Below are 24,028 nucleotides of genomic sequence, written 5' to 3'. Positions count from 1 at the left end.
AAGGCAGAGGGCGAACCTTTTCTGAAGGTGATTTTGTCCTCTCCATCTCCATCATGGGGTGCTCGTTGAGAGTCAAAACCTCATGAAAACCCGGAGAACGGATCTTCTGGATCATTTTCATGGTAAATCCTCTGGATTGCATCTCTGCGGGGGGCTGGCCGCCCCCCGGTCCCCCCGCATCAGGATAGGACCGGGGACGGTAAATCCCCATTCGTGTTCATTGATTTTGCCTTCCTGACCCAATCGCAATTCCGGGGGTCCGGGGGCAGCGCCCCCGGCGCGAAGATATAGGAAGGCAATTGAGTCACGCTCGTACCCAGAAATGGTGAGGGTTTACCATGAAAATGATCCAGACGTTCAATTCTGGAGTTATGGATGAGAATTTGAACACACAGATTTCTCTCATACCTGATATGCGGAGAACAAAACCGCCCTCAGAACGATCGGGTTCTCTGCCTTCCCGCCCCTATCTTCGTCCCGGGGATCCGGGGGCAGCGCCCCCGGCGTGAAGATGTGGGAAGGGGTGATGATCAGGCGTGCCGCCCCCCAACCGCAGAATCTTCACCGCCGTCTCGCACCGGGGGGCGTTGCCCCCCGGACCCCCCACGGATGAAGATAGCCGGGGGGCGGCAATTGAACAGTATCCTTCAGGTGCCCTGTTGCAAGAAGAGGAATCAAGTATCCCTCCGCACTCAGGAGAACTGCAACGAGAAATTTTCATCACGTATGCTTGAGCCAGGGGTTCATGCCCGATTCTACAAAGCCGTTTTTTGCCGTCCTTTTCTGCACATTTAAGATGAGGTCATCCCAAAACTCTCCAGCCTTGATATGTGACCGGAAGAAATTTCTGAAGTACGGTGTCGTTCGAGAGATTGCTGCCGCCCCTTCCCTATCTTCTTCGGGGAGGGTCCGGGGGGTATCCCCCCGGCGGGAGAGAGCAAGGAAACACTCTTTATTCTCTATGGGGGCGGCACATCTGATCGGTCCGCCTTCCTCCATGAATCACGCCGGTGGCGCTGCCCCCCGAACCCCGGGCATTGCGATTGAAGCGGGGAAGGCAGAGGAATGGCCGAGAAGCGTCTCGATCCAGATGATTGATCAAGCACAGGATACTTTTGGGATATGCTCGAATATAATCGCGGTTCCTATTTTGTATTTATAGCAAAAAATCATCTTTTTTGATATTTTGTACTTTTTTTGCGCTTTATTTTCATTTTTAAATCTCTTTGATCTTCTGTGAATCTTTTTGTGGCATTTTGGTCGCCGCATTATATCGTCACATTAATCTAGTATCAGATATTTTATGGATCAACGGTGGCGAGGATATGCGAATATCATATTATGGCATTGTGCTGCTCGGCGTCCTGATGCTCTGTTCGGCATCGGCCGCTGCGGACACACAGATTTCTCTGAGTACTGATACAGAATGGCTTGTCGCCGGCAGCGGCGGCACCTCGAATGTCACGGTGACGGCGACCGGTGAGACGACGGTCGTGCTCACCTGCAATTCTACGATGGGCACACTCTCCCGCTCCACGCTGGCAATCGAAGCCGGAGGACAGGCGACAGCGACGTTCACTGTAGGGGAGAAGAGCGGGGACGCGACGATCACGGCGACGGCGCTGAATGCCGATGGCACGGTGGCGGCGGAGAGCACGGTCGTCCAGAAGGTCGACCATGCGGCGCCGTACAAACTTGCGTTCAGGGACTATACGAGCGAGGCGACGGCGGGATCGGTGGTGCAGATCGTCCTTGCGATGGAGGACAGATTTAAAAATCGCATCGATAACCGGCACGAGGTGGCGGAGGGCAGGGATGCCGAGACCGTCACCTTTTACGTCGGGTCTCTGGACAACTCCGCCGTCTTCCTTGTCGAGGGTAATGATTCTGGTGATGCCGCCGCCTTCCCGGTGGACGAAAAGGGAAATGTGATGGCGACCCTCAGGCTCGCGAAGAAACCGGGGGAGAACATTGTGTACGTTGACCTGCCTGATCCGATTGCCGACGCATATTACACGTTCTACGGCCTCAGCAACGCTCCTCCGGCCACGATCACCTGTGATGTCTCTCCTGGCGGCACGCCCCTCCCCTGGGTGCGTGCCGACGGCGAGAAAAAATTCACCCTCACCTACACCTTGAAAGACGCCTACGGAAACCCGTCGGTCAACCAGACTCTCCTGATCTCAACCAACGATCCAGAGGAAAGTCCCGTGAACCCGCCGCCCCGCTCCAACTCTGACGGTCGGATCGTGGTCACCTACGGCCCCAAGAGCGCCCCCAGGACGGTGAATATCACGGCGACCTCGAAGGACGCCCCTGCGGTGACCTGCCAGTGCGATGTCGAGTTCACGAGCACCGAGCCTGTGGACATGCAGCTCACCGCCTCTCCGCAGACCATGTCGAGCCTGGACGTGAATCCCGATCAGACCGCCGAGATCCGGGCGAAGGTCGTGGACGTGAAGGGCGGCCCGGTGAAGGGGCAGACCGTGACCTTTTCGCTCTCCGACAACATTACGACGGGGTCTGCTCCGGTTCTCAGAAGCACCTCCGCCGTCACCGATGACGACGGCTATGCCACAGTGATCTTTGTTCCGGGTGCGTTCCCGCGCCGCGGCGAAACGGGCTATGTGCAGAACGCCACCGGCACCTGCAATGTCACCGCTGAATGGACATATAAAGAGGCCCATGTGACCCATCCGGTCCCCCTCGCCTGGAAAAACTACCCCTACCTCTCTGTGGAGACGAACGTCTCCCCCAGGACGGTCACGAAAGGCGAGGCGGTCGATGTCACCATACGACTGAAGGGCGACGGGAGTCTGCTCCAGGCGGACCCGATCGATGTGGTGCTGGCGATCGATCGTTCGTTGAGTATGAACAAGAGGGATGCGGGCGCGAACATGACGAGGATGGATGCAGCAAAGAATGCGGCAAAGACCTTCGTCTCCCAGATGAATCCTGATAGGGATAGGATCGGCCTGGTTTCATATGGTTTTCGTGTCACCCGTGATCGGTCACTGAACGATCCTTCGGACGTGAACGCCACCGTGAATGGCATTGGTGTTATTGACTCCAGGCTATTTACCGCCACGCGGAACGCGCTGAATGTCTCTATCGGGGAGATAAAGAAGAATCCAAATCAAGAATCCAATGCCGTGCGTGCCGTGGTCCTGATGTCTGATGGCGAATACAATTGCTACGGTGATCCGCTCGCCCGGGGGAGTGGGTTTTTCATTACTACAGATCTTCCTGTTTTAGTTCGTCCATCTGGTGTTCTTTCACTTCTTTGGAAGGGTGTTGTATATTTGATTAATCAGTTTATAGAGACGGTTCTTCCGACTAGTGATGATCCAGGGGAGATAGATGCCCGGGACTATACGTACTTCTGGGGTCTCGGTGAATTGTCTCCCGGGGAGGAGTTTGGGAACTTATTTTGGGAGTGGGCAAATGAAGGGCGTACGATATGGGATGACGGCCGCCTCCGGTACACCAACCAGAACATGTCCGTCTACGCGAAGAACAACGACATCCGCCTGTACATGATCTCGTTCTCCGACGACATCAAAGAGAACGATACCACATGGGAGACGATGGACATCCTTGCAGAGTCGACCGGCGGGAAACACTACCATGCCACCACCGACGACGACCTTGCCCGGATCTACACCGAGATCGCCGGCGAACTCCAGACCGAGGCCGGCGTGAACACGACGATGAACCTCAACTTCACGAACGTCCGGGTGAACAGCACCCCGGTCCGCGGCGACAAGGTCTTCGAGTATGTCTTCAAGGAGGGAGTCTCCACCCATATCCACAACCAGACCCGGACCGGGGATGTCCTCTATAATGATACCATCGACCAGACCCCCCAGTGGGACAAAGACCAGAACCTCCACTTCGACATCGGCACCGTGCGCCTCGGCCAGACCTGGGAGACGACCTTCCGCCTCAAGGTCAATGAAACCGGCAACATCACCATTTTCGGCCCCGGTTCGACGATCTCGTTCAACAATGGTGCAGAGCCGCTCATCCTCCCGGAAGCCTTCATCTCCGCTCTCCCCGTGAACAACCCCGGCAATGGCACAGCGGATATCTGGGTTGGCGACCTCCACCGGGTCGAGAATGGCCCGATCACCGACTTCCTGCGGATGACATGGAACCTCAACTACACCGGCAACCAGACGGCCACCCAGCACCTCTTCTACTCCACCGACGAGAAGAGGACCTGGGTCGGCTTCGGGACAGTGGCCCCACGGGAGAAGGGCCTGAGTCAGGAAAAGGCCGCGCTCGACGTCCGCGACCTCCCGACAGCGCGGTACTGGATACGGGTCAGGGCCACGGCGCCCGACGCCCCGCCGGCAGAAAATGAAACCCGTGATTCTTTCTTCGTCGGCAACACCACCGATGCGAAGATCAGACTGCAATAATCTTTTTTTGAAAATCTCAAAAACGGACCCAGCGGGAATCGAACCCGCGTCCCTGGGTTCGAAGCCCAGAAGGATGTCCTCTACCCCATGGGTCCAGGCAACCGGAGCATCGGCGGCGTCAATTCCCCTGCCGCAAAACTCCCGATTTAGAAGGAAATGGATGAATTGTACAGTGGTATATATCATATCACAAGTTATTAAGCATTTTCGAGAACCATCCCTATAGAATATGATCCTCTCTTCCGCTGAGATCCGGTCCCGCCTCGGAGCAGACGATACGAGGACGCGGCTTGTCATCACCCCCTTTGGCGACGCCTCCCTCCAGCCCGCCTCCTACGACCTGCGGGCCGGCGCCGACATCTCCCTCCCTCCCGGAAAGTGCACCCTCGTCCCGAGCATGGAACACGTGGAGATCCCGGCGGACGTCGCCGCCACCCTCAGGTGCCGGTCAAGTTACGCGCGCCGCGGCCTCCTCCTCGGCGGCGGCTTCGTCGACCCCGGCTTCCGGGGCCAGCTCACCCTCTGCCTCACGAACATGGGCGAGGACCCCGTCCAGCTTGCAGCCGGCGACCGCGTCGTCCAGATGATCCTCCACGACGTCGGCGACGGCGCAGGCACCTACAGCGGGCGGTATCAGGACAGCACCGGGGTGGTCAGGGCACGATGAGCGGGATCAGGACAGAGAGGAAGTGCATCGAAATCCTCAGGCTCCTCAAGGAACACCCCGAACCGATGGGAGCGAAACGCCTCTCCGAACTCATGGCCGAGCACGGCTTTGTCCTCTCCGACCGTGCCGTCCAGTACTACCTCCGCTCCCTCGACGAGATGGGCTTTACTGAGAAGATCGGAAACCGGGGCCGCATCCTCACGCCGAACGGCATCGCCGAGATAGAAAACGCCCTCGTCGGCGAACGCATCGGCTTCGTCATCTCTAAACTCGAAAGACTCGCCGTCAGGACAACCTTCGACCCCCGGAGCGGCACCGGCGACGTCGCCTACAACCTCTCCATCGTCCCTGACGCCGAAGTCGACCGGGTCAGGAAAGCATTCGACGCCGTCATCGCCGCAGGGTGCGGGTTCTTCGACGCCTACGGCATCACCAACAGCGACCCCCGCATACCCGCCGACCACACCGGATTCATGACCGTCTGCTCGGTCACAATGGACGGCGTCTTCCAGAGGCAGGGCATTCCCGTCGAGATGAAATATGGCGGCAGAATCGCGATCAGCAAGGACGAACCGATGCAGTTCCTCGACCTCCTCGCGTATCGCGGCACAAGCATCGACCCCCTCCAGCTCTTCATCGCCGCCGGCCTCACCTCGGTCCATGCCTATGTCACGGCCGGCGACGGCATCGCCCTTGCCAACATCAGGCAGGTACCCCTCCCCGCACAGGACAAAGTGGAGGAGATCGTCGCGAACATGCGGTCGGTCGGGTTCGTCTTCCCGCTCACGACCGGAGAAAAGATCTTTAACCTTCAGAGAGACCCGTACCGCCTCTCCATCGCCTCGTTTTCCGGCATGAACCTCATCGCCCATGCCGTCGAGGAGGGCTGTTCGATCAGAACAGAAATCGGCGCCGGGAACATCCCCTTCTCCCGGATCACGTCTATCTGATCCACTCGATGCTGTCCTGACTCTCTTCTTCTTCCTCTTCTTCCTGTTTTTTTGTCTCCAGGCCCGTGATCTTTCCGCGCCCCGGCTCTATCTCCTTCGGCTTCTGCTTCGGGGCCAGGTGCATCCCCCCCCTCAGGACATCGTCGATCGGCCGGGTGCCCGGATCATTCAGGAGCACCGCATCATTCCCCAGAAGGTCGTCCTTCGCCTTCTTCACGACCCATTTCAGGCTGACCTTCTCCCCGGAGAGGACATCGTCCTTTGCCGCAGGGATCGCCTCGACCCTGAAACCGGTCTCCTCGATCTCCTTCGGTTTTTTCACGGCCGAAAACTGTCCCCCGATCCCGAGAGCGGAGTCCTTCGGGGCCTGGGGAAGACCGACAGAGGTCATCCTGGTCATATCCCCGGGCGTCTGTTTCTTCGCGCCGGGCACCACCACCGCCCCCTCGTCGTCTCCGGTTTTTTTCAGATGATCGCTGGAGAGGTGGATCCGGAGTTTTCCATCCTCTCTTTCCTTCTTCCGCTTCTGTCCTGCGATTGCGATCATGTCGTCCTTTTCTTCAGTCATCTCCATCCCACCTCCTCCCGGTGCAAGAGGATCCCTTCCTGAGTACCCCGTGAAAAAAGCTGCCTCCGCTTCCGCATCTTCATCGAAGTCCGCGGGCCTCTGCCCTCTGGCCTCGACCGCCGCTTCCCTGGCCGCCTCTTCCTCCAGTTCCTGCCTGTACTCTTCCCTGTGGACCTTCAACTCGTCGATCCGGGGTACATTCTGCACACCTGACAGCACGATGATGATCCCGACGAAGCGAGTGTTTTTGATCGGGTAGTCACCTGAACGCATCTCAAGGCCGGCGATGCTCCGGTCGATCCACTTCCTGACCGTGACAAATCCCCTGATGCTCAACTCTCTGTCAGGCCCGGCAATGAGGACCAGCGCCTTTTCGGCACTCGTAAGGTCGCACGGCACGGATATTTCCTCATATACCGCCTTCTTTGCGAGGGAGACGATCCGTGCCGCCCGCTTCTTCGACCCCTCCATATAATTGCGGGCCGAGCTCCACCGTGTCAGAAATTCGAGAGGGCCCGGGGGGAGACGTTCGGCAGCGTAGCCGACGGCCACGATCCCCATACCACTGAGAGTGTTGAGCACCTCCCCGGCGTCGAGGACGAGTTCGCCCACATCGAGGCCTGTTTCATTGAACTCCCCTGCACGCAGGAGGAGCCCGATCCTCCGGGCGACCTCGTCGTTCAGCAGGGAGTACATCCTGCGGGGGTTCATGAAGGAGCCCCTCCGTCCTGCAATCTTCGATGACAACCCGGTCCGGCCCGGTTCATCCCCGGAGCGGACCCGTCCCGCCCAGGTTTCGTTGTCGAAGACGATCGTGCCGTCCACGAGCCCGGAGATCATCTCCAGGTCGTCTGCGGCCTTGGCGGCCCGTTTTATTCCCTCATCCCTGCACGGCAGGGTGACCACAGCAAATATCGGCTCGACGAAGGACTGGCGCAACTGCGGGATGATCTGGGGGAGGGTATCGATCATTGTCCCCCCGAGGCCCGTGATCACCATGATAGCGTCGATCTCGACGGTGTCCACCTTCTGGATGCAGGTCATCACCTCTTCGATATCGACGACCGTCTCGACATCGAAGGTGAAGGACGGATCAATCGGCGGGAAGAATAACTTGGACTCCTCGGGAAGGTGCTCAAGCTGGATAAGCGTATTGGAGTCGTAATCGATCACGAGTGCGTTCATGCAGAGGACCTTGCTCCTCCGGTCGTGATCGTAGAGCCTGTCCACGATCCTGCTGCCTGCACCCCCCAGTCCTATTGCCAAGACCCGCATGTATTCTCTCTCCACCCCGTTTCGGGCGGGCGGCACCCTCCATCACCGGTCGGTCTGCCCTGTGCCTGACCCGCATACCGGGAACACGTTTTCCCCCCCTCTGCATCGCACCTTTCTGGAAAAAGAATGGATGCCTGGTGCGTGCCCCCGGATCATTCGCGGACGGCGACCGGGTTCCGGTTGCGTACTCTCTTGGGTATTTGTGCTGATGATCATAAATACTTCTCTTTTAGCGTTTCGCCCGCTCCTCCGCGATAGGGAAACACTTGAGGCACTATATCCGTTTGATACTCCAATCTCAAGTAAGAAGCGTTTATTTCTCTCTCTTCTCAGGGCAAATGATAATACTTTTATCTTTGTGCGATAACTACTCTCTCTGAGGTGAAATGCCTTGAGTTATGGAATTGAATTTGTGCCAGGCAACATTAACGTCAAGCAGGTCGTGAACTACGTCAAGCTTGCCGAGTCCAAGGACATCGACTACGCGTGGATCACCAACCACTATAACAACCGTCACTGCTACCCGACCCTTGCCATGATCGCAGCGAACACCGACTCGATCAAGATGGGCCCGGGTATCATGAACACCTTCACCGACACCCCGGCGGCCATTGCGTCCTTCATGTGCACGCTGGACGAGATCTCCGACGGCCGTGCAGTCCTCGGTATCGGCCCCGGCGACCTCTCGACCCTTCCGAAGCTTGCGATTGCGGGTGGGAAGCCCGTCGCTCGCCTGAGGGAAGGTATCACCCAGATCCGCCGCCTCTGCAGCGGTGAAGAGATCAAGAAGACCGGCGACATGGAGTTCTTCGACTACGACGGTGCGAAGCTCACCGGCGTCCAGCTCCCCGGCAAGAAGGGCATCCCCGTCTACGTCGGCGCCCAGGGCCCGAAGATGCTCGAGCTCGCCGGTGAGATCGGTGAAGGCTCCCTGATCAACGCCTCCAACCCGAAGGACTTCGAGATCGCCATCCCGATCATCAAGAAGGCCCAGGAAGCCGCAGGCCGGAAGAAGCACGATGTCGGTGCGTACACCGCCATGTCCATTGACCAGAACGAGAAGAAGGCCCGCAACGCCGCCAAGATCGTCGCTGCCTTCATCGCCGCGGGCTCCCCGCCGGCACTCCTCCAGCGCCACGGACTCGACCTGAGCAACGTCGCCAAGATCAAGGACGCCCTCGGACGCTTCGACTTCAAGGCCGTCGGTGGCCTCGTCAGCGACGCCGAGATCGACGCCTTCACCATCGCCGGTACCCCTGACATGGTCAGGCAGAAGTGCGATGACCTCAAGGCGGCCGGTGTCACCCAGATCATCTTCGGGTCCCCTCTCGGCCCCGACATGACCAACTCGATCCGCCTGCTCGGCAAGTACGTTGTCTGAACCTGACTGCAGGTCTCCTGCAGCAATATTTTTTGGGGGATATCCCTATCCTCCATTTTCCATCCGCCGCTAACGCCTCAAAGAGGTGCTTTTATCACGTCTTCCCTCCTACCGGAGGATGCAGGCATGTTTTCGGTCGACACGTATGCGAGCGGCAGGGTCCAGGTCCGCCGGGAGGCCCTGACGGGAATCGCGTCACGCATCTCCCCTGAGCGGATCGGCCGGAACCTCGGTCTGCCCTATGCCGGCACGCCCCCCGGAGACTGTCCCTTCTGTCCGGGGCGGGTGGAACGCGAGACCCCCACCTTTGACGACGGCACCCGGATCCACCGGGGCGAGAGCGTCACCTTCCCGAACCTCTATCCTTATGCCGACTGGCACCTTGTGACCGTCATCACCCGTGCCCATGCCGTCGAGCGTTTTACCGTCGACCAGGTGTCCGACGCCCTCTCCGGCCTGCTGGACGGGGTGAAGGGACAGGGGAGCTATGTCTCGCTGAACTGGAACTATCTCCCCTCTGCCGGGGCGAGCATCGCCCACCCTCATCTCCAGGGGATCGCCGACCCCTGCCCGACCTCCCTCCAGGGCCGGTACCTCGCGGGGAGCCGGGCATACTGCCGGGAACACGGCCGGTCGTACTGGGCCGACCTCGTCGAAGAAGAGGTCGCCACCGACCGGTTCCTCTTCGAGGACGTGATACCCTGGTTTGCAAGTGCCGTGCCGGTCGGCGAGCGCGAGGTGCGTGGCATCCTGCCGGCCGCCTCCCCCGCCGATATCGGGCCCTGCATCCGCCCTCTCGCCCGGGGGATCCTCCGGGTCATCGACTGCTACCGCACCCTCGGCACGCGCGCCTTCAATATGGCCCTGTATTGCGGGGCAACCGATGATGCCGATTCTTTCTCCGCCGTCTGCTCGATCATCGCGCGGCTCAACCCGAACCCGTCTTCAATGACAGACTCGGCCTTCATGGAACGCCTCCATTTCGAACCGGTAGTGATGACCCTCCCCGAGGAGTTCGGCCGGTACTTCCGGGAGAGCGGGTGCTGAGAGAGGCAATCTTTCTCCCCGGGATTTCCCGGTCTGTCTTCCCGGTCCTATCCTGAGCGGGGAACGAACGCCCGTGAGTTCGAGAAACAGTTTGGTCTTCGAGAGAGCCCTCGACCCACCGCCTTCCCATAGTCTTCCACCGGGGGCTTTGCCCCCGGACCCCCATAATAGGATAGGTCCCGGGAAGAGCGAACAAGATATCCTGAGGAAGGAGATTACCATCCAACCCCCTATCCTGAGCGGGGGTCCGGGGGCGTAGTCCCCCGCGAATTACGCCGATATACTGCCCTCCTCCCCTACCATTCACCGACGCTCTTCGCCGAGGAACCACTCGAAGACCTGCAGGATATCCCTGATATCCTGTGCTGGACCCCGGTCTCGATAGAGAGAAATGTCCTGCCTCCGGGATCCTGCGCGCACGCCCCCGGTCTGTCGTCCAGATTTAAAAAAAGAGAAAAAAGATTTTGTGAGTATTTACTCGGGCTTGGAGATGAGTGCGGTCTTGGAGACGATGATACCGTCCTTCTTGTGCGGCTTCCTGATCACCGCGTCGCCGGCCTTCTCGATCTCACGGGCCTCGTCGCAGAGCACTGCGGCCTGGCGCATCATTTCGTGGGCGGAAGCGACGATCGGGACGTAGTTCTCGAATCCCTTCGTCATGAAGCAGCCCTTGACGTTAACCCCGGCAACAGCCTGGGCGATCTCGTAGGCCGCGCGGGCCTTTGCGAGGGCGTACGGGTTCGAGAACTCGCCGTCGACTGCCTTGTCGGAGTTCATGACAACCTTCGGGAGGACGAGTTCTGCGCCCTTCTTGCCTTCCTTGACCTGGTCGATGACCTTGTCAAGCTCCATCTGGAGTTTGCGGAACGCGCCGGTGAGGGCGAGGACCTTGACGAGGTTGCCGTTGTAGTCGGCCATCTCGGTGGGGTCGAGGAACTCGCGGCGGGCACCGATCATGGAGTCAGCCTTCATGATGATGTAGCCGAAGGTGCTCTCCTTGAGTGCGGCGAAGTCGTCCTTTTTCGTGGTGATGTCGTCGGTGATGACGATGCACGGAATACCTGCCTCTGCGAGTGACTCGCGGGCACCCTTCGGACCCGGAAGGACGCCGTTCGGGGAAACGACAATGCAGAAGTCAGGGACCCATGCCTTCATGGTGCTGACGACACGTTCGATGTCCTCGGGCTGCAGCTTGGTGCCGGAAGTGGCCATAAAGGTCTGCATGTCTTCACGGTCTGCACGCTCGTCAAGGAGCAGTTCTGCCATGACGCCGCTGGCAATGTTGCCCAGTTTTGCAATTCCTACTTTAACTACCATCTATACACCTCTCAAATTAGAGAACAGACATAGTATCGGTGAAATCTCATATAAAGATTGTGAAAGCCTGTCTGTTCCGGTCGCGCGATGTTAAAGAGAAGTGTTTAAGTCCCAGTATGTTAAGTTATATTCAATGAAACAGGGGCTCCTCACCGACAGACAGAAGGAAGTACTCCGGTACCGCAAGACCGGCCTCACCCAGCAACAGGTTGCCGACATCATCCAGACCTCGAAGGCAAACGTCTGCACCATTGAAAAAGCGGCGTACGAAAATATCGAAAGGGCAAAAGAGACGCTTGAGTTTCTCTATACCCTCGACTCCGAACACCTCTGCACCATCAAATCCGGCACCGACCTCATCGAAGCGGCCAACCTCATCTTCCAGGAGGCGGAAAAACTCGGGATCAAGGTGAAGTACAACACCCTCGAACTGATCAACAGGATCCACGACTCCAACCCGAGCCGTTTCAGGGCCAGGTACGTCCGCGAGGACGTCGAGGTCTACATCAATAGAGAGGGCGACCTCTTCTTCGGCTGACCCCGGACCCTCCCCGCGTCCCGGAGAATACGGGAAGATTTATATTCGTTTCCGGGGAATAATTAGAGAACCGGAGACGATGGTATCCTGCGCAACCGGGCACAGAATAATGGCCACATGGTGGTAGAGTGGCCATTCTGTAACCGTTTGGCGGATAATACTGCCGGTCCCCCCGACAGGGGACGGGCATGATGCCCCGGCTGCCCCGATAGGGGGCATAACCGAGAAGGACTAGAGCAGTCCCAAGGAGAAGACAGACGCTGGATCTGATCCGTGCGCCGGGCCTCCGTCAGTGCAGACGAGCCCTGCCGGCATATGCCGGCGTGCACAAGATCAGGATCTCTTCGCGAGACGAGGTATTCTGGTGCACACCAGAATGATCTCCACACTGGAGACCACACGCGGCACATCACTCCCGACACCACCACAACAGGAGTAACTCCTGTTGTGCGGAGAGCGTGCCTGATCGTCATCCCACCGGGGATACGAGCGTTGTGGTCCCGTTCGCAAGTGTTTGTACAGTCCTGGCGGAAACCTGGGAATCTCGGAGAGAACCAAACGCAGAGGATTGATTAGAACATGCCGAACGTACACAGACCACGCAGGGGTTCACTTGCCTACAGCCCGCGCAAGCGGGCAAAGAGCCAGGTACCGAAGTACCAGGCCTGGCCCAGGCACGATGGCGAGCCCATGCTGCAGGGTATTGCAGGGTATAAAGTAGGTATGACGCACGTCATCATGGTGGATGACCACAAGAGCAGCCCGACTGAGGGACGGGAGATCATGGTCCCCGTCACCATCGTCGAGGTGCCGAAGGTGAAGGTCGCCGCCGTGCGCGCATACGCCACTGACAGTTATGGCCGGCACCCGCTGACCGAGGCCTGGGCCGAGGAGCTCGACCCCTCCCTTGCAAAGCGGATCACCATGCCGAAGGAACACGACCGTGAGGCCGTACTCAAGGCGATCCAGGACGACGTCGCTGCAGGCAAGGTCACCGAGATCTTCGCCCTCGTGTACACGCAGCCCGCCGCTGTCACCAGTATCCCCAAGAAGGCTCCCGAACTGATGGAGGCCAGGATCGACGGCGGCTCCATGGCAGAGCGCCTCGCCCTCGCCACATCACTCCTCGGCAAAGAAGTCGACCCCCTGACCCTCGTCAGCGAAGGGCAGTATGTTGATGTCACCGCCGTTACCAAGGGTAAGGGCACCGAGGGCCCGGTCAAGCGCTGGGGCATCATGGTCCGGAAGAGAAAGCACTCCCGCGGCGGCAAGAAGCGCCACATCGGCAACCTCGGCCCCTGGCACCCGCACCACGTCAGGTGGCAGGTCCCGCAGATGGGCCAGATGGGCTACCAGCAGAGGACCGAATTCAACAAGCGGATCATCAAAGTCGGCACCGACGGTTCCGAAGTCGTGCCGGAAGGTGGTTTCCTCCACTACGGTCTTGTCAAGAACCCGTATGTCATGATCAAGGGTTCGATCCCGGGTCCGGTCAAGCGTCTCGTGCGCATCCGCCCGGCGATCCGGCAGGGCGAACACACTGTCAGGGCACCGTCTGTGAACTATGTCAGCCTTGAGAGCAAGCAGGGGTGAAGAGCGGATGAAAGCAAATGTCAGATCAATCGACGGATCCGTCGTCCGTGAAATCGAACTCCCGTCCGTCTTCGACGAATATTACCGGCCCGACCTCATCAAGAGGGCCGTGCTCTCTATCCAGAGCAAGCGGTTCCAGCCCCATGGCACCGACCCGCTTGCCGGCATCAGGAGTTCCGCGGTCGGCTGGGGATCAGGGCGCGGCGTATCGCATGTGCCCCGTCTCAAGAACGGCTCGAGAGCAGCAAAGGTTCCGCAGGCCAAGGGTGGCCGTGAAGCACACCCGCCAGTCGTCGCGAAGATCCTCGTGCTGAAGATCAACAAGCAGGAGAAGTGGATGGCCCTGCGGTCGGCAATCGCCGCAACCGCGATCTCCGACCTCGTCGAGATGCGTGGCCACCTCTTTGACGGTGAAGCCCCGTTCGTCGTGGACGAGAGTTTCGAGGCAATCGAAAAGACTGCCGACGTCATCAAGGCCCTCTCCGTACTCGGGGTCTATGCCGATGTCGAGCGTGCAAAGGACAGCAAGAAGGTCCGTGCAGGCCGCGGCAAGACGCGTGGCCGCCGGTACAAGAGTCGCAAGAGTGTCCTGATCGTCACCGGTGACGAACCCCTGCGTGCAGCGCAGAACCTTGCCGGTGTCGACGCCGTCAGCATCTACGACCTCGACGTCGAAATGCTCGCGCCGGGCACCCATGCCGGTCGCCTGACCATCTGGTCCGAAAGCGCCCTCAAGAGGATGGAGGACTAAATATGGTGCTCAGAAATCCGTATGTTACGGAAAAGGCGATGATGATGCTCGAGAATGAGAACAAGATCCAGGTTCTCGTGCACAACAACGCCTCCAAGGACGATATCAGGCGCGCCATAGAGAAGACCTTCGACCAGAAGGTCGCCTCTGTGCGGACCGTCATGACGATGAAGGGCCAGAAGAAGGCCATCATCGGATTTGAGAGTGAAAAGGCCGCCGAGGAGATCCTCAGCCGGCTCGGCGTCATGTAAGGTGGTGGAGATGGGACATAGAATTATCCAGCAGAACCGCGGTCGCGGAGGCCCAACCTACCGGGCGCCGTCTCACAAGTACAAGGCTGAGCTGAAGCACGCCTGCAAGTGCACCGAGAACGTGAACGGACGGATCCTCGACATCGAGCACGACCCGGCACGTCACGCCCCGATCGCCCTCGTCGAACTCGCTGAAGGGAAGAAGATGTACATGCTCGTTACCGAGGGCATGGGTATCGGCGATGAGGTTGCATGGGGTGCCGAAGCCAAGATCCAGAATGGCAACACCCTCTCCCTGAGAGACATCCCGATCGGTGCCTTCGTCTGTAATATCGAAGCCCGGCCAAGCGACGGCGGCAAGTTCGTCCGTGCGAGCGGTGTTCAGGCAATGCTCGCGGCAAAGTCCAGCGGCAGGGTTGCCGTGCAGATGCCGAGCGGCAAGCAGAAGTGGTTCAACGAACTGTGCATGGCCACTATCGGCATCGTTGCCGGTGGCGGTCGCGGCGAGAAGCCCTTCGTCAAGGCCGGGAACAAATATCACAAGATGAAGTCGCAGGCCCAGAAGTGGCCCAGGTCATCCGGTCTGAAGATGAACGTCATCGACCACCCGTTCGGTGGCGGTGGTCACCAGCACTGTGGCAGACCAAAGACGGTCGCTCGCGGCACATCTCCGGGACGCAAGGTCGGAAGTATCGCTGCCCGCAGGACTGGCAGGACAAAGAAGTGAGGGGATTGAATGGCAAAGAAAACGCAGAAGCGGCTGCCAAGACGGCGTGAGGAATTCACCTACCGGGGCTACACGATCGAGCAGCTCCAGCAGATGGGAGCAAGCGAGCTTGTCCCCCTCATGCCGGCCAGGGCACGCCGGAAGTTCAACCGCGGGCTTGCACGGGACCATGAGGGCCTCCTTGCGAAGGTGCGGGCAGGCGACGAGGGTATCCGCACTCACCTGCGCGACATGATCATCATGCCCGAGATGATCGGAAAGACGATTGAGATCCACAACGGCAAGGAATTTGTCGCCGTCGAACTCCAGCCGGAGTCGGTATTCCACTACCTCGGTGAGTTTTCGCTCACCAGAAGGAGAGTATCCCACGGCACGGCCGGTATCGGTGCGACCAGGTCCTCCAAGTACGTACCCCTGAAGTGATGGCAATGGCACGAATCGGATATTCAATGCAGATTGAGGGTGAAAACCTCGCCCGCTCCAAGGCGAACGAGGTTTCCGTCTCTCCGAAGCACTCCATTGAGATTGCCCACTTTATCAGGGGCATGAAGGCGGATGCGGCCCTCGAGTACCTCGAGGCCGTCGTCGCGAAGAAGAAGGCGATCCCGTTCAAGCGCTTCAACATGGACGTGGCGCACAAGAAGGGTCTTGTCGGCTGGGATGCCGGCCGGTACCCGGTCAAGGCCTCCGGCGAGTTCATCACCCTGATCAAGGCGGCACAGAAGAACGGCGAGTATGCCGGGCTTGACGCCAGGAAACTCGTCATCATCCATGCCATGGCCAACCGCGGCCGCAGCACGCGTGGTGTCTTCCCCCGTGCAATGGGCAGGGCAACGCCGAAGATGCGCGAGAGCGTCAACATCGAACTGATCCTCAGGGAGGTGGAGTAAGATGGCAATTGAGCGGAAATTCGTCAGTGAAGGTGTCACCCGGGCCCGTATCGAGCAGTTCCTCTCCCGTGAACTGAAGCGCGCCGGCTACGGTGGCATGGACATCGTCCGTACCCCTCTCGGCACGCAGATCACCATCTTCGCCGAGAAGCCGGGTATCGTCATCGGCAAGGGCGGCAAGCTGGTTCGCCAGCTCACCCAGGACCTTGCCACCAACTTCAACATCGAGTCCCCGCAGGTCGAAGTCCAGCAGGTGGCAAACCCGAGCCTGAACGCTCAGATCATGGCCGAACGCCTTGCCACCGCCCTTGAGCGCGGCTGGTACTTCAGGAAGGCCGGGCAGAGCACCATCCGCCGGATCATGGATTCCGGTGCACTTGGCTGCGAGGTCATCCTCGCCGGCAAGCTGACCGGTGCCCGTTCCCGTGTCCAGAAGTTTATCCAGGGCTACATCAAGCACTGCGGTGAACCCTCAGAAACGATCGTCGAGAAGGGCTACGCCATTGCGATCAAGAAACTCGGCATCATCGGTGTCCGGGTCATGATCGTTCCGGGCGACGCCAAGCTCCCCGACAGTTTCGAAGTCCTCGAGCCGAAGGTCGTTCCGAAGGCCGCGGCAGAAGAGGTCGAAGCACTCGCCGATCTCGGCGACGACGTCGATGCAGAACTTGCTGAGTTCTCCGAGGCTCCTGAAGCCGAATTTAAGGAGGAACAGTAATGGCGATCTTCCGGGCACATGAGGTCCACCAGCTCTCCGACGTGGAGCTGGCCGAGCAGCTCTCGAAGCTGCAGCTCGATCTGATGCAGGGCCGCGGCAAGGTCAGTGCGGGCGGCGCCCCGGAAAATCCGGGGCACATCCGCGAGGTGCGGCGGACCATCGCTCGCATCCAGACCGAGCAGAACGCACGGAGGGCCGGTAAACAGGCATGATCACAGCGCAGACCCTCCTCTGGCACGAACTGATCGGGCTTGCAGTCTCTGTGGTGAAGGCCGGGAACCCCGCATATGTCGGGATCTCCGGCCCGATTATGGATGAGACTCGCAATATGCTGGTGATCCTCACCCCGTCGGGAACCAAAAGGGTGGAGAAGAAAGGCTGTGTCTTTCTCTTCACCCTCCCCGGGGGAGTTCGCGCCGAAGTGGACGGGTCTGCCCTCGTGGCACGACCTGAAAAACGGATCAGCATGCGCAACAAGAGATAGAGGATAGAGAATGGCGAGAGATATTGGGTTAAACGTCCCTGTTCCTGAGAAGGAATGCAGCGACGTAAATTGTCCGTTTCACGGCACCCTGCCGGTGCACGGCCAGGTGATCACCGGCAAGGTCGTGAGCGACCGTATGAATGGGACGGTGGTCGTCGGACGTGAGTACCTCCACTATGTGCGGAAGTACAACCGTTACGAGAAGAGGTCCTCCAAGTACCACGCCCACCTGCCCCCGTGCCTCACCCTCGCGGTGGGCGATACGGTAAAGATCGCCGAGTGCAGGCCCCTTTCCAAGACAACCAACTTCGTCGTGGTCGAGGTGATCTAAGATGAAGGCAAAGTTGTCCCGGATCCCGCGCTCGGTCGCAACCGGAACCAAACTCGTCTGTGCCGACAACACCGGTGCACGCGTCGTCGAGATCGTCTCGGTCGACGGCTACCACGGTGTTCGGAGGAGACAGCCGAAGCTCGGTATCGGCGATGTGGCGACTGTTTCGGTCAAGAAGGGCACGCCCGACATGCGGCGCAAACTTCTCAAGGCAGTCGTTATCAGGCAGAGAAAGGAGATGCGCCGGCCAAGCGGTCTGCGTGTCGGATTTGATGACAATGCCGTCGTGATCGTCGACGAACGCGGCGAACCGAAGGGCACCGAGATCAAGGGTCCGGTCGCCCGTGAGGTCGCCGAGCGTTTCCCGAAGATCGGCTCGACGGCAACGATCATCGTGTGAGGTGTTGTGGTATGGTACGGATTGCAAGTAAGCAGCCCAGAAAGCAGCGCAAAGCGCGCTACAACGCACCCTCACACCAGATGAGCATGTTCCTCTCGGCACCCCTTGCCAAGGAACTGCGTGAGGTGTACAAGAAGCGCACCGTCCGCGTCGTCACCGGCGACACGGTGAAGGTGCTCCGCGGCGACCACGCGGGGACCGAAGGTGTCGTTGACAGCGTGCACGCGAAGACTGGAACCCTCCAGGTCCATGGCGTGACGGTCACCAAGACCGATGGGACCGAAGTCCCGCGGCCGGTGAACGCCTCGAATGTCATGGTGACAAAGCTGAACACCAAAGACCCGCGCCGGGTGGCGAAGCTGGAGGAGAGGAAGTAAATGTCATATCACCTGAAGAGACTGACAGCGCCGACGTCCTGGCAGATCGCAAAGAAAGAGGAGACGTTCATCACCAAGACCTGTCCGGGCCCGCACCGTTCCGGTGCTCTCCCGGTCGCCGTCTGGCTCCGTGACAAGATGGGGCTTGCCGGCAACATGAAGGAGGTCAAGCGGATCCTCGGCCAGCGCCAGATCATCGTCAATGGCAAGGCAGTCACCAACCCGAAGATCGGCCTCGGGATCTTTGATATCATCTCCATCCCGAAGATGGACAAGCACTACCGGATCCTGATGAACAAGGCCGGCCGCCTGGTCTCGATTGAGATCGACGCCGAAGCCGCAAAGACCCGGCTCTGCAAGATCGCGGACAAGACCACCGTCAAGGGTGGAAAGGTCCAGCTGAACCTCCTGTACGGTGCAAATGTCCTTGCCGACAACACCTACAAGCCGAAGGACTCGATCGTCCTCGCCCTCGAGGGCGAAGAGCGCTTCACGATCGTCGACCACTACCCCTTCGCCGTCGGCAACATGGCGATGGTCATCGGCGGTCAGCACTCCGGCAGGATCGGCAAGATCACCGAGATCCGGGTCTCCCCGGGCAGCACGCCGAATCGCATCGCCCTTGAGGACGAGAATGCGGTCGCGTTCGAGACGATCGAAGAGAACGTCTTCATGATCGGTCGCGAGGCCTCTGCAGTTGCTGAATGGGGGATTGAGGCCTGATGACGAACCCGATGCAGGAACTTCACATCGCCAAGGTTGTCGTCCACATGGGCGTCGGCGAAAGTGGCGACCGGCTCGTCAAGGGCGAGACCATCCTCCAGGAGATCACCGGCGGAAAGCCGGTCCGCTCCATTGCGAAGATGACCCAGCCGGCTTTCGGAGTCAGGAAGGGCGCACCGATCGGCACGAAGGTGACCCTGAGAGGCAAGAAGGCTTTTGACTTCGTCGAGACCGCTTTCGCGATCCTCGAGAAGAAGATCGCGGGCCGCGCCTTCGACAAGGGGGGCAACTTCTCCTTTGGTATCGAAGAGCACACCGATTTCCCGGGCCAGTCCTATGACCCGCAGATCGGCATCTATGGCATGGACGTCAATGTCGTCCTTGAGAAGCCCGGTGTCCGGATCGCCCGCAGGCGCGTCGCATCGCGTAAGCTCCCCTCAGGCCAGCGTGTCTCCCGTGAAGAGGCGATGACCTTTGTGCAGGAGCGCTACGGAATGGAGGTGCAGTGATGGCAGACGAGGCAAGTAAGAAGAAATTAGGACACGGCGCAAACAAGTGCCAGATATGTGGCCGGAAGCAGGGCCTTGTCAGCAGGTACAACATCATGTTCTGCCGGCAGTGCTTCCGTGAGTGGGCGTCGAAGATGGGCTTTAAGAAGATGAACTGAGGTGGAAAAATGGCACGATTGAATTCGATAGCAGATACGATGAGCGCCATCAAGAACGCCAGCGACGGCGGCAAGTCCTCAGTCATCGTCGAGCCCGCAAGCAAACTTGTCGGCGCCATGCTCGGGATCATGCAGGAATCCGGCTACATCGGCGAGTTTGAGTACGTCGAGGACGGCCGCGGCGGCCAGTTCAGGATCGGACTGGTCGGCAGGATCAACAAGTGTGGTGCGGTCACCCCCCGCTTCTCCACGGCCCTTGAGGAAATGGAAAAGTGGGAAAACCGGTATCTCCCGGCAAAGGGCTTTGGCATCCTGATCATGTCGACCTCCAGCGGCGTCATGTCACACGAGCAGGCCCGTCGCGCCGGTATCGGCGGTGAACTTCTGGGGTTCGTGTACTGAGGGATGACGATGGTTGTTGAGAGAAGAGTAACAATCCCGGACGGGGTTACGGCAACGCTTGCCGGGACTATCTTCACCGTGAAGGGTGCGAAGGGCGAGCTTGTGCGCGACCTCCGCTATCCGGGTGTCACCGTCGTCATCATGGACGGCGAGGTTGTCATCTCCACCGAATCGAGCCGGAAGCGGATCATTGCCATGGTCGGGACCCACGCTGCGCATGTCCAGAACATGTTCGACGGGGTCATCAACGGCTATGAGTACAGGATGAAAGTGGTCTACGCCCACTTCCCTATCCAGATCAAGCTCAAGGGCGATATCGTCGAGGTCAACAACTTCCTTGGCGAGAAGCAGGCGAGATATGCAAAGATCCTCCCGGGCGTGTCTGTCAAGGTCGGAAACGACGAACTGACCCTCACCGGGATCGACAAGGACGTCGTCGGATCGACTGCAGCGATGATCGAGCGGGCGACCAAGGTCCGCAACCGTGACTCGCGGGTCTTCCAGGACGGAATATACATTGTGCAGAAGGCGTGATGGAGATGGTGGACGATAAGAATCGGCTAATTCGTGTTCGCTCCCAGAGAAAGGGGTGCACGTTCCAGCGCCAGTGCCTTCACGCTAAAGCGAAGCTGAAGGACTCCTGGAGGAGACCCCGCGGCCTCACCAGCAAGCAGCGGAGGCAGTATAAGGCGAAGGGCGCACAGCCCCAGGCGGGTTACAACGCACCGCTCGCCGTGCGGTATATGCACCCGAGCGGCTACTATGAAGTGCTCGCCTACACCCCTGCCGACCTCGAGGGTGTCGAACCCGAATTCGAGGCAGTGAGGATCGCCGGCAGTGTCGGAATGAAGAAGCGCGCAGTTATCCAGCAGAAGGCCATGGAAGCCGGTATCAAGGTTCTCAATGCGAAGGACCTGACTCCGGCGGCGGCAGAAGCGGATGCAGGTGAAGAGGAGGAGGCGAAGGCAGATGAGTGACCTTTCGACGCAGAAGCGGATCGCCGCCGCTGTCCTGAAGTGCGGTGTCAACCGTGTCTGGTTCGACCCGGCCCGCCTCACCGACATCGAGGGTGCGATCTCCCGCGAGGAGATCAGAAAACTCGCTGAAGAAGGCGTTGTCAAGGCGGCAACCGTCAAGGGCAACAGCCGCGGTCGGGTCCGTGCACGGACGGCAAACCGTTCGTACGGCCACCAGAAGGGCTACGGCAACAGGAAGGGCACGGCAGGCGCACGCACACCCTCCAAGAGACAGTGGATCCAGAGAATTCGGGCGATCAGGTCGTCGCTCCGCGAGATGCGGGAAGACGGCACTGTTGACCGCCACACCTACCGGAGACTGTACCGGCGGGCAGCAGGCGGCCAGTTCAGGAGCCGGGCGCACCTGAAGACCCATGTTGAAATGATGAAAGGGAGGATAGAATAAAATGGCGACCGGAGCACGATACTTTGTTCCGTTCCGAAGGAGAAAGGAGGGCCGGACCGACTACTACGCGCGGCTGAAGCTCCTCCTCTCCGACACCCCCCGTATGGTCGTCCGCAAGACCAACCGCCAGGTCATCATTCAGCTCGTCGTTCCTGAAGTTGAGGGTGACCGGACGCTTGTGTCGGCATACTCCAAGGAACTTGTCGAACTGGGGTACCAGGGCTCGACTTCGAGCACCCCGGCAGCATACCTGACCGGGATGCTCTTTGCGAGGAAGGCTCTTGCAGCCGGCTACGACGAGGCAGTCCTGGATATCGGGCTTGCACGGGCACAGAAGGGGGCCCGCGTCTTTGCCGCACTGAAGGGTGCGGTCGAGGCCGGACTTGAAGTGCCGCACGGCGAGACGATTCTCCCCGACGACGAGCGGACCAGCGGTGCGGTCATCGCAGCATACGCTCCTGAAAAGTCCGGGAATCTTGTAGAGAATGTTGAAGAAGTGGCGAAGGCCATCATGAAGGAGCTGGAGTGACATGGCGTACGAAGAGGCACCCTGGGTTCCGTTGACCGGCCTCGGCCAGGCGGTCGCCGCCGGCGAGATCGCAAGCATCGATGAGGTGCTTGAGAGTGGCAAGCCCATCCGCGAGCACCAGATCGTGGATACGTTCCTGCCTGATCTTGAGGACGAGGTCATCGACATTTCCATGGTTCAGAGGATGACCGACTCAGGGCGGCGTGTCAAGTTCAGGGCCGTGGTCATCGTCGGGAACCACAATGGATACATCGGCTTCGGGCAGGCAAAGGACGCCCAGGTCGGCAATGCGATCCGGAAGGCAATTGATAACGCAAAGACCAATATCATCAAGGTCCGCCGCGGGTGCGGGAGCTGGGAGTGCGGCTGCAACACCGCCCACTCCATCCCGATGCAGGTTCATGGTAAGGCGGGCAGTGTCCGCGTTACTCTGATGCCGGCACCGCAGGGTATCGGCCTTGTGACCGGTGAAGTCGGCAAGAAGGTCCTTGGCCTTGCAGGCGTGAAGGATGTCTGGGCGTCCACGAGTGGCAACACCCGGACGACCATCAACTATGCAAAGGCGACCTTCCACGCGCTGAAAGCCACCACCATGATCAGGTCCGGAGGTTCGGAGTAATGTTCGCAGTTGTGCAGGTCCGCGGCGTGGTCAACACCCGTTGGGATATCAAGGACACTCTCAAGATGCTCCGTCTCCACCACATCAACCACTGCGTCTTCGTCCCTGACACCCCGGCATACCTCGGTATGATCCGGAAAGTCAAGGACTATGTCGCATATGGTGGGGTGGACGGGAAGACCGTTTCAACGGTTCTCTCGACCCGCGGACGCCTGACCGGGAACGTGAAGCTCACCGACGAGTATGTCAGGGAGCACTCGACGTTTGCCGGTATCGAAGATTTCGCGGCTGCCCTCTGCCGGGGCGAGGCAACGGTGCAGGACATCCCGGAGTTGAAGCCGGTCCTCCGTCTCCACCCCCCGAGAAAGGGTTTCAAGACGATCAAGCGCACCTTCCAGCAGGGCGGTGCGCTCGGAAACTACGGTGAGGAGATCAACGACCTCCTCTACAGGATGAGGTGAATGCGATGCCCACGAACACACGCTCAAAGTTCCGCGGGTCCAGGACCTGCGGTGGCGGCACGCACAAGAATCGCCGTGGTGCAGGTAACCGCGGTGGCAGGGGACGGGCAGGACACAGGGACCACCGCTGGAGCCACTTCCTCCTTGCGGGTCAGGTTCACAACGGCAAGAACGGCTTTGTGAACCAGATTCGGGAGGACGTCGAGGTGCTGGACATCGGGGAGATCGACCAGGTGGCCGATTTCCTTGTCCAGGCCGGCCTTGCCGAGCAGGAGGGCGATCTTATTGCGATCGACCTCTGCGACCTCGGTGTCGAGAAGGTGCTCGGCGGCGGTCAGGTAACCCATGCCCTGAAACTGACGGCACTGGCGTTTTCCGCACAGGCAAAAGAAAAGATTGAGGCGGCTGGCGGTCAGGCTCTGACCGAGTGAGCCCCTCATTTTTTGGTGGAACCATGGGGAATCTGCTGGATAGAATGGAGCCTTTGCTCGCGGCAATGCCTGCGGTGAAGTCTCC

32 protein-coding genes and 1 tRNA gene are annotated in these 24,028 nt (G+C 59.5%); 29 read left to right on the top strand and 4 right to left on the bottom strand.

The genetic code is table 11. The annotated features are described in order from the left end of the window. Window positions 1-720: 720 nt before the first annotated feature. On the bottom strand, window positions 721-999 hold the full coding sequence (locus PHP59_RS05345) for a hypothetical protein (RefSeq protein ID WP_300164712.1): 279 nt from the start codon (window positions 997-999) through the stop codon (window positions 721-723). Between the two features lie 326 nt (window positions 1,000-1,325). Between PHP59_RS05345 and PHP59_RS05340 the strand changes: the two genes are divergently transcribed. After that, window positions 1,326-4,424, top strand: coding sequence for a VWA domain-containing protein (locus PHP59_RS05340; RefSeq protein WP_300164709.1), 3,099 nt, complete (start codon window positions 1,326-1,328; stop codon window positions 4,422-4,424). Window positions 4,425-4,447: 23 nt separating this feature from the next. Here the strand turns inward: PHP59_RS05340 and PHP59_RS05335 are convergent. Then, window positions 4,448-4,519, bottom strand: a tRNA-Arg gene (locus PHP59_RS05335). Window positions 4,520-4,653: 134 nt separating this feature from the next. On the opposite strand from PHP59_RS05335, the gene PHP59_RS05330 reads away from it, so the two are divergent. Together PHP59_RS05330 and PHP59_RS05325 are read left to right on the top strand one after the other, a co-directional pair. Next, complete coding sequence (locus tag PHP59_RS05330; RefSeq protein ID WP_300164706.1) at window positions 4,654-5,091, top strand: dCTP deaminase; 438 nt, start codon at window positions 4,654-4,656, stop codon at window positions 5,089-5,091. Then, window positions 5,088-6,041, top strand: coding sequence for an NrpR regulatory domain-containing protein (locus PHP59_RS05325; RefSeq protein ID WP_300164703.1), 954 nt, complete (start codon window positions 5,088-5,090; stop codon window positions 6,039-6,041). The genes PHP59_RS05330 and PHP59_RS05325 overlap by 4 nt, the downstream gene beginning before the upstream one ends. Here PHP59_RS05325 and PHP59_RS05320 read toward each other — a convergent pair. Further along, the gene (locus tag PHP59_RS05320; protein ID WP_300164700.1) at window positions 6,034-7,884 is read right to left on the bottom strand and encodes a tubulin/FtsZ family protein; all 1,851 of its coding nucleotides are present in this window, start codon (window positions 7,882-7,884) and stop codon (window positions 6,034-6,036) included. The genes PHP59_RS05325 and PHP59_RS05320 overlap by 8 nt on opposite strands. A gap of 391 nt (window positions 7,885-8,275) precedes the next feature. Here PHP59_RS05320 and PHP59_RS05315 point away from each other — a divergent pair, with 391 nt between their 5' ends. Next, a complete protein-coding gene (locus PHP59_RS05315; protein WP_300164697.1) occupies window positions 8,276-9,265 on the top strand; it encodes a 5,10-methylenetetrahydromethanopterin reductase in 990 nt (329 codons plus the stop codon). A 126-nt stretch (window positions 9,266-9,391) separates the two neighbouring features. After that, a complete protein-coding gene (locus tag PHP59_RS05310) occupies window positions 9,392-10,312 on the top strand; it encodes a galactose-1-phosphate uridylyltransferase (protein ID WP_300164695.1) in 921 nt (306 codons plus the stop codon). A gap of 474 nt (window positions 10,313-10,786) precedes the next feature. On the opposite strand, the gene PHP59_RS05305 is transcribed toward PHP59_RS05310, so the two are convergent. Further along, window positions 10,787-11,629 (bottom strand): F420-dependent methylenetetrahydromethanopterin dehydrogenase, encoded by an 843-nt coding sequence (locus PHP59_RS05305; RefSeq protein WP_300164692.1) that lies wholly within the window; start codon window positions 11,627-11,629, stop codon window positions 10,787-10,789. A 133-nt stretch (window positions 11,630-11,762) separates the two neighbouring features. Between PHP59_RS05305 and PHP59_RS05300 the strand changes: the two genes are divergently transcribed. The 24 genes from PHP59_RS05300 to PHP59_RS05185 all read left to right on the top strand — a co-directional run bounded on the left by PHP59_RS05300 (window position 11,763) and on the right by PHP59_RS05185 (window position 23,943). After that, window positions 11,763-12,167: a Tfx family DNA-binding protein gene (locus PHP59_RS05300; protein ID WP_300164689.1), complete on the top strand. Its 405-nt coding sequence runs from the start codon at window positions 11,763-11,765 to the stop codon at window positions 12,165-12,167. Window positions 12,168-12,746: 579 nt separating this feature from the next. Continuing rightward, window positions 12,747-13,760, top strand: coding sequence for a 50S ribosomal protein L3 (locus PHP59_RS05295; protein ID WP_300164686.1), 1,014 nt, complete (start codon window positions 12,747-12,749; stop codon window positions 13,758-13,760). Between the two features lie 7 nt (window positions 13,761-13,767). Beyond that, entirely contained in the window at window positions 13,768-14,511 is a 744-nt protein-coding gene (rpl4p, locus tag PHP59_RS05290; protein WP_300164683.1) for a 50S ribosomal protein L4, read from the top strand. A gap of 2 nt (window positions 14,512-14,513) precedes the next feature. Further along, window positions 14,514-14,762, top strand: a complete 249-nt coding sequence (locus tag PHP59_RS05285; protein WP_067048201.1) for a 50S ribosomal protein L23 — start codon at window positions 14,514-14,516, stop codon at window positions 14,760-14,762. 10 nt (window positions 14,763-14,772) lie between these two features. Then, window positions 14,773-15,489: a 50S ribosomal protein L2 gene (locus tag PHP59_RS05280; RefSeq protein ID WP_300164678.1), complete on the top strand. Its 717-nt coding sequence runs from the start codon at window positions 14,773-14,775 to the stop codon at window positions 15,487-15,489. Window positions 15,490-15,498: 9 nt separating this feature from the next. Then, on the top strand, window positions 15,499-15,912 hold the full coding sequence (locus PHP59_RS05275; protein ID WP_300164675.1) for a 30S ribosomal protein S19: 414 nt from the start codon (window positions 15,499-15,501) through the stop codon (window positions 15,910-15,912). A 5-nt stretch (window positions 15,913-15,917) separates the two neighbouring features. Beyond that, a complete protein-coding gene (locus tag PHP59_RS05270; RefSeq protein WP_300164672.1) occupies window positions 15,918-16,379 on the top strand; it encodes a 50S ribosomal protein L22 in 462 nt (153 codons plus the stop codon). 1 nt (window position 16,380) lies between these two features. After that, entirely contained in the window at window positions 16,381-17,097 is a 717-nt protein-coding gene (locus tag PHP59_RS05265) for a 30S ribosomal protein S3 (RefSeq protein WP_300164669.1), read from the top strand. Beyond that, window positions 17,097-17,309: a 50S ribosomal protein L29 gene (gene rpmC, locus PHP59_RS05260; RefSeq protein ID WP_300164666.1), complete on the top strand. Its 213-nt coding sequence runs from the start codon at window positions 17,097-17,099 to the stop codon at window positions 17,307-17,309. Before PHP59_RS05265 ends, rpmC begins: the two co-directional genes overlap by 1 nt. Further along, window positions 17,306-17,581, top strand: coding sequence for a ribonuclease P protein component 1 (locus tag PHP59_RS05255; RefSeq protein ID WP_300164663.1), 276 nt, complete (start codon window positions 17,306-17,308; stop codon window positions 17,579-17,581). The genes rpmC and PHP59_RS05255 overlap by 4 nt, the downstream gene beginning before the upstream one ends. 10 nt (window positions 17,582-17,591) lie before the next feature. Further along, window positions 17,592-17,912, top strand: a complete 321-nt coding sequence (locus PHP59_RS05250) for a 30S ribosomal protein S17 (protein WP_067048220.1) — start codon at window positions 17,592-17,594, stop codon at window positions 17,910-17,912. 1 nt (window position 17,913) lies between these two features. Next, on the top strand, window positions 17,914-18,312 hold the full coding sequence (locus PHP59_RS05245) for a 50S ribosomal protein L14 (protein ID WP_300164659.1): 399 nt from the start codon (window positions 17,914-17,916) through the stop codon (window positions 18,310-18,312). 11 nt (window positions 18,313-18,323) lie between these two features. Further along, window positions 18,324-18,689 (top strand): 50S ribosomal protein L24, encoded by a 366-nt coding sequence (gene rplX, locus PHP59_RS05240; RefSeq protein WP_300164656.1) that lies wholly within the window; start codon window positions 18,324-18,326, stop codon window positions 18,687-18,689. Beyond that, complete coding sequence (locus PHP59_RS05235; protein ID WP_300164653.1) at window positions 18,690-19,412, top strand: 30S ribosomal protein S4e; 723 nt, start codon at window positions 18,690-18,692, stop codon at window positions 19,410-19,412. Then, entirely contained in the window at window positions 19,412-19,921 is a 510-nt protein-coding gene (locus tag PHP59_RS05230; RefSeq protein WP_300164650.1) for a 50S ribosomal protein L5, read from the top strand. Before PHP59_RS05235 ends, PHP59_RS05230 begins: the two co-directional genes overlap by 1 nt. After that, window positions 19,921-20,079: a 30S ribosomal protein S14 gene (locus PHP59_RS05225; RefSeq protein WP_300164647.1), complete on the top strand. Its 159-nt coding sequence runs from the start codon at window positions 19,921-19,923 to the stop codon at window positions 20,077-20,079. The genes PHP59_RS05230 and PHP59_RS05225 overlap by 1 nt, the downstream gene beginning before the upstream one ends. A gap of 9 nt (window positions 20,080-20,088) precedes the next feature. Then, window positions 20,089-20,481, top strand: coding sequence for a 30S ribosomal protein S8 (locus tag PHP59_RS05220; protein ID WP_300164644.1), 393 nt, complete (start codon window positions 20,089-20,091; stop codon window positions 20,479-20,481). A gap of 9 nt (window positions 20,482-20,490) precedes the next feature. Beyond that, entirely contained in the window at window positions 20,491-21,015 is a 525-nt protein-coding gene (locus tag PHP59_RS05215) for a 50S ribosomal protein L6 (RefSeq protein ID WP_300164641.1), read from the top strand. Further along, window positions 21,015-21,458 carry a 50S ribosomal protein L32e gene (locus tag PHP59_RS05210; RefSeq protein WP_366943729.1) on the top strand — a complete coding sequence of 148 codons (444 nt, stop codon included), beginning with the start codon at window positions 21,015-21,017 and terminating at the stop codon, window positions 21,456-21,458. Before PHP59_RS05215 ends, PHP59_RS05210 begins: the two co-directional genes overlap by 1 nt. Then, window positions 21,451-21,903, top strand: a complete 453-nt coding sequence (locus tag PHP59_RS05205; RefSeq protein WP_300164638.1) for a 50S ribosomal protein L19e — start codon at window positions 21,451-21,453, stop codon at window positions 21,901-21,903. Before PHP59_RS05210 ends, PHP59_RS05205 begins: the two co-directional genes overlap by 8 nt. A 1-nt stretch (window position 21,904) precedes the next feature. Continuing rightward, window positions 21,905-22,432: a 50S ribosomal protein L18 gene (locus PHP59_RS05200; protein ID WP_300164634.1), complete on the top strand. Its 528-nt coding sequence runs from the start codon at window positions 21,905-21,907 to the stop codon at window positions 22,430-22,432. Between the two features lies 1 nt (window position 22,433). Further along, on the top strand, window positions 22,434-23,051 hold the full coding sequence (locus tag PHP59_RS05195) for a 30S ribosomal protein S5 (protein WP_300164631.1): 618 nt from the start codon (window positions 22,434-22,436) through the stop codon (window positions 23,049-23,051). After that, window positions 23,051-23,512 carry a 50S ribosomal protein L30 gene (locus PHP59_RS05190; protein WP_300164628.1) on the top strand — a complete coding sequence of 154 codons (462 nt, stop codon included), beginning with the start codon at window positions 23,051-23,053 and terminating at the stop codon, window positions 23,510-23,512. Before PHP59_RS05195 ends, PHP59_RS05190 begins: the two co-directional genes overlap by 1 nt. A gap of 5 nt (window positions 23,513-23,517) precedes the next feature. Beyond that, the gene (locus tag PHP59_RS05185; protein WP_300164624.1) at window positions 23,518-23,943 is read left to right on the top strand and encodes an uL15m family ribosomal protein; all 426 of its coding nucleotides are present in this window, start codon (window positions 23,518-23,520) and stop codon (window positions 23,941-23,943) included. The last annotated feature ends 85 nt before the right edge of the window (window positions 23,944-24,028 follow it).

Source organism: Methanofollis sp., from assembly GCF_028702905.1.
Taxonomy (GTDB): domain Archaea; phylum Halobacteriota; class Methanomicrobia; order Methanomicrobiales; family Methanofollaceae; genus Methanofollis.
The sequence above is the reverse complement of the archived record's forward strand: the minus strand, read 5'-3'. Positions and strand labels throughout refer to the sequence as shown.